This window comes from Mesorhizobium sp. M0011 (assembly GCF_040324155.1).
GTDB lineage: Bacteria > Pseudomonadota > Alphaproteobacteria > Rhizobiales > Rhizobiaceae > Mesorhizobium.
Genome location: NZ_JAMYVQ010000070.1, coordinates 1 through 4,461, shown reverse-complemented (window position 1 = coordinate 4,461; position 4,461 = coordinate 1). Strand labels below are relative to the sequence as shown.

The window sequence follows — 4,461 nt, the reverse complement described above, 5'->3', positions numbered from 1 at the left end:
GCTCGCGTCATCAGATGCTGGCCTCCAATCCAGCCAGCATCTTGAATCACAAACATCCGGCTTTGGGAATCCTACGATTCTCTCAAAATAGGAATCGCTCTAGTAAAGTTTGCGCCAGAACCCCCACCCGGACCTCCGGTCCGACCTCCCCACAAGGGGGAGGTAGGGAGCCCAGCTTTTCCGCATTTCCAAAAAAGGCGCTGTTCGGCAGGCGGGCAGGGCGCCTTCCTCACCCTCCCCCTTGTGGGGAGGGTCGATGCGAAGCAGCTGGGTGGGGGTCTGCGCGGCGCTGCAGCGCTTGGGTTTGCAAGCGTAGACCTCCGCTTCAATCGCCCTTCGTCGCGCCAATCCAGTCGGCCGCCACTTCGGCAAACAGCCAGTCGCGGAACGCCCTGATCTTTTTCTGGCGCAGCGCGCCGTCGCGGTAGACGACATAGTAGCGCGAGGCGGATTTCAACGCGAGATCGAAGGGACGAACCAGCCGCCCCGCCGCAAGGTCGGCCGAGACCAGCGCGCTTCGGCCGAGCAGCACGCCTTCGCCATGCACCGCGGCCTCGACGGCGAAGGTGGCGGAATCGAAGCGCACGCCGCGCTTCGGATCGACATCTGCCACGCCGGCATGTTGCAGCCATGTCGCCCAGTCGATGCGAAAGGCATCATGGATCAATTTGTGATGCCTGAGATCCGCCGGCAAGCGCAGCGGATGTTCGCCTTGCAGCAGTTCCGGGCTGCAGACGGGGAAGACCTCTTCATCGGCGAGAAATTCCGCTGTCACTCCGGCATAGCCGCCCTTGCCGTAGCGGATGGCGATATCGATGCCGTCGCTGACGAAATCGGAAAGCACGCCCGAGGTCGACAGCCGCACGTCGATATCGGCGTTGGCGCGGTGGAAACGATGCAGCCTCGGCACCAGCCAGCGGCCGGCAAAACCGTCCGATGTGCTGACATTCAGGATGCCTGTCGTGCGGTCGGGCGTGGCGGCGATGGTGGCGGCGGCGATTTGGTCCAGCGCCGTCCTGACTTCCGATGCATAGGCCGCGCCCACCGGCGTCAGGCGCACGGACCTCGTCCCCCGATCGAAAAGCTGGATCCCCAGCCTGTCCTCAATGTTGCGGATGGCGCGGCTGACCGCACCATGGGTGACGTTGAGTTCGCCCGCAGCCTTGGAGAAACTCAGATGCCTGGCGGCGGCCTCGAAGGCGGGCAGGGCAGTGAGCGGCGGCAGTCTGCGCGGCATGGTCCACCTGTGAGCGTTACTCACAAATCCTGCACAAAGAGTAGTTTGTCGTCCAGCCCATAAATGTCCAATCTACTGACGTAGCAGCGCATCCAGATCGGTTTTTCCATCTCACCGCTGCGCTGAACGACCAGAACAGTGTGAGCAATCGTCATGCTCGTCCTCCGCGGACGGCTTTGGCACGCTTGCGCCCCGGGTAAAATACAGGAGACGAACAATGAACCCGACCTTCGAATCCATCGGCGCCGCGATGAGCGGTCTTGCACTCAGAACCGCTGCAGTCGTCGAGCGCCGGCGCATGCTGCGCCGAGTTTCACGCTTCTCGAACCATCGCTTGCACGACATCGGCTTCGAGCGCGACTGGGACGGTTCCATCCTGCGCAATGGGAGGGCGATATGACCAGCACCCTGATCATCGGCGCGACGGGGCTGCTGGGTGGCGAGATGGCGAAGGCCAGCGCAGGCAATGGCGATCGCCTGCACGTTCTGGTTCGTCCGACAACAGCCGGTAATGAAGAACGGCTGCATTCGCTGAAGGAGCTCGGCGCCAAAATCCATGTCGGCGATCTCGACGACTATGGCAGCCTTGTCCGCGCCGCCGGTGCGGTGGATCGAGTCATCAGCTCGGTGCATGTGGATTCGGCCAGCGAGATGACGTTGGTGCGGGCGCTCAGGGATGCCGGCGTCTCCCGCTATGTACCTTCCGCCGGCTTCGGCCTCGACTTTGCCGCCGCTGCACCGGGCTCGGTTCCGCCGCTCGACCTCAAGCGAGCCGTGTTCGACGCGATCAGGCAAGCGGATCTGCCCTATACGGTGATCTACACCAACGGCTTCTTCTCGACCTGGGTGACGACGCTGGGCGACCTGATGCGCTTCGGCTCGTCGCCCTTGCCGCCCGAAGAGGTGACGCTTTATGGCGACGGCAATGTGCCGGCGACGTTTGTCAGCGAGAAGGACATCGCCGCCGTCACCTTGCGCGCGTTGAACGACCCCAGTGCCATCCGCAGCGAGATCCGCATCGCCCAGAACGAGATCACCCAGAACGAAATGATCGATCTGTGGCGCCGGGTCAGCGGCCGCTCGCCGCGCATCGTGCCCCAGAGTGCGGCGGAGCTTGAGGCGATGATCGCATCAGCCCCCTGGCTCGGACTGCTGCGGGCGTTTTGGATACGCGGTGAGACGGCGCTCGAAACGGCCACGCCGGAAGCCGGCGCGCTCTATCCGGAGCTGACGTTCGAGACCATCGAGAGCGCCTTTGTGGCGATGGCGGGCACCGCTGGGCGGTAGTAGCAGAAGCGCGGCGTTGCAACTGCGATCACCCCCACAAGTGGGGAGATCGGCAGCGTCACCCCTTCCGCTTCTCCACCTCGGCCTTCCTCAGCAGGAACCGCTGAATCTTGCCGCTCGGCGTCTTCGGCAACTCGCTGACGAACTCGACTTCGCGCGGATAGGCGTGGGCCGAGAGGCGCTTGCGGACATGCTGCGCCAGTTCCTCGGCCAGCGCCTCGCTGCCTCGAAAGGCGGGCGCCAGAACGACGAAGGCCTTGACGATTTCGGTGCGCTGCGGATCGGGCACGCCGACGACCGCTGCCTCGTTGACCGCCGGATGCTCGAGCAGCGCGCTTTCGACGTCGAACGGGCCGATGCGGTAGCCGGCCGAGGTGATGACGTCGTCGGCGCGGCCGATGAAGGAGATCGAACCGTCGGGCTCGAACTCGACCGTGTCGCCGGTGCGGTAATAGCCACCCGCTATGGCAGGGGTTTCGGCCTGATGATAGCCGCCGAACCAGCGCAGCGGCGAATTGGCGATGTCGATGGCGAGAATGCCGGGCTGGTTGGGGCCAAGTTCGTGGCTGGCCTCGTCGAGCACGACGATGCGGTAGCCCGGCATGGCGAAGCCGGCCGAGCCGTGGCGCACCGGGTGCGACAGGCCATGATGGTTGTTGACCATCATGCCGTTCTCGGTCTGGCCGTAATGGTCGTGGATGGGGGCGGCGAGATGAGCGTCGAACCAGCGGATCACCTCCGGGTTGAGCGGCTCGCCGGCGCTGCTCACCACACGCAGGCGGCCCTTGACGCGGGCGGCGGCCTCCGCGCCTTCGGCCAGCAGCAGGCGGAAGGCGGTGGGCGAGCCGGCAAGGCTGGTGACGCCGAGGCGCTCGATGATGTCGTAGGTGCTCCTGGCGGTGAAGGCGCCCTCGTTGAAGGTCGTGGCGATGCCAAGCAGCAGCGGGCCTGTTATGGCGTAATAGAGGCCGTAGGCCCAGCCGGGATCGGCGATGTTCCAGAAGACGTCGGCGGGCCGCAGCCCGATGGCATCGCGCATATAGGCGCCGAAGGCCAGCAGCGCGCTGAGCGGCACCGGAACGCCCTTGGGGAAACCTGTCGTGCCCGAGGTCGACATCATCATGAACAAATCGTCGCCCTTGCGCATCACCGGCTGGCAGTCAGGCCAGGCGGCGGCGAAGTCGGCGCGGAAATCGATGTCGCCGGCCGGCAGGGCTTCGCCTGGGGCAAGGATGGTTGCAACCCGAGGGCAATCCTCCACCTCGTCGAGTTTGCCGCGATTGGCCATGTTGGTGACGACGAGCTTCGCGCCGCTGGTCTTCAGCCGGTGGTCGATGGCCTTGGGGCCGAAGGCGGTGAACAGCGGCTGGTAGACCGCGCCGATACGCCAGGTGCCGAGGATGAGCGCCACCAGTTCGGGAATGCGCGGCAGCATGCCGGCGACGATGTCGCCGGGGCCGACGCCGGCGTTTTTGAGGATGTTGCCGACACGAGCCGACATCTCCTTGAGGTCGTCGAAGCTGAACTCCCGCAGCTCGCCACCGACGGAGATGGCGCGCAGCGCCAGCCGGTTCTGGCCGGTATGGCGATCGCAGCATTCGATGCAGGCGTTGATGCCCGTCGCGGGATCGCCGCGAAGTCTTGCGATCTCATCGTCGATGCGAAAGCGTGCAATGGCATCGACATAGCGCGGCAGCGCCGGTGTGTTGGTCATGGCAGTCCTCCCTGGCGGCGCCGCATCTCCCCATGCGGCGCTGTCGGGTGCGAGCTTGCCCGAAATTGTGGTTGTGGTCGATGCGGCGAAAGTTGGTGGGTGGGAAGGTTGGCGCTTGAACACCCCCCTCTGCCCTGCCGGGCATCTCCCCCGCAAGGGGGTGTTTGGACCGGAGACATCGCGAACAGGTGTGCGAGGACATCGCGAACAGTTTTGTCACTTA

Annotated in this window: 5 protein-coding genes; 2 read left to right on the top strand and 3 right to left on the bottom strand. The window is 64.9% G+C overall.

Going from position 1 to position 4,461, the window contains the following annotated elements:
- Window positions 1-325: 325 nt before the first annotated feature.
- Window positions 326-1,237: a transcriptional regulator GcvA gene (locus NKK51_RS32325; protein WP_352556336.1), complete on the bottom strand. Its 912-nt coding sequence runs from the start codon at window positions 1,235-1,237 to the stop codon at window positions 326-328.
- 20 nt (window positions 1,238-1,257) lie between these two features.
- The gene (locus NKK51_RS32320; protein WP_352556334.1) at window positions 1,258-1,392 is read right to left on the bottom strand and encodes a hypothetical protein; all 135 of its coding nucleotides are present in this window, start codon (window positions 1,390-1,392) and stop codon (window positions 1,258-1,260) included.
- A 62-nt stretch (window positions 1,393-1,454) separates the two neighbouring features.
- On the opposite strand from NKK51_RS32320, the gene NKK51_RS32315 reads away from it, so the two are divergent.
- Together NKK51_RS32315 and NKK51_RS32310 are read left to right on the top strand one after the other, a co-directional pair.
- On the top strand, window positions 1,455-1,637 hold the full coding sequence (locus tag NKK51_RS32315) for a YjiS-like domain-containing protein (protein WP_352556332.1): 183 nt from the start codon (window positions 1,455-1,457) through the stop codon (window positions 1,635-1,637).
- On the top strand, window positions 1,634-2,524 hold the full coding sequence (locus NKK51_RS32310; protein ID WP_023813359.1) for an NmrA family NAD(P)-binding protein: 891 nt from the start codon (window positions 1,634-1,636) through the stop codon (window positions 2,522-2,524). Before NKK51_RS32315 ends, NKK51_RS32310 begins: the two co-directional genes overlap by 4 nt.
- Window positions 2,525-2,582: 58 nt before the next feature.
- Here the strand turns inward: NKK51_RS32310 and NKK51_RS32305 are convergent, their stop codons facing one another.
- Window positions 2,583-4,238, bottom strand: coding sequence for an acyl-CoA synthetase (locus NKK51_RS32305; protein ID WP_352556330.1), 1,656 nt, complete (start codon window positions 4,236-4,238; stop codon window positions 2,583-2,585).
- Window positions 4,239-4,461: the final 223 nt, after the last annotated feature.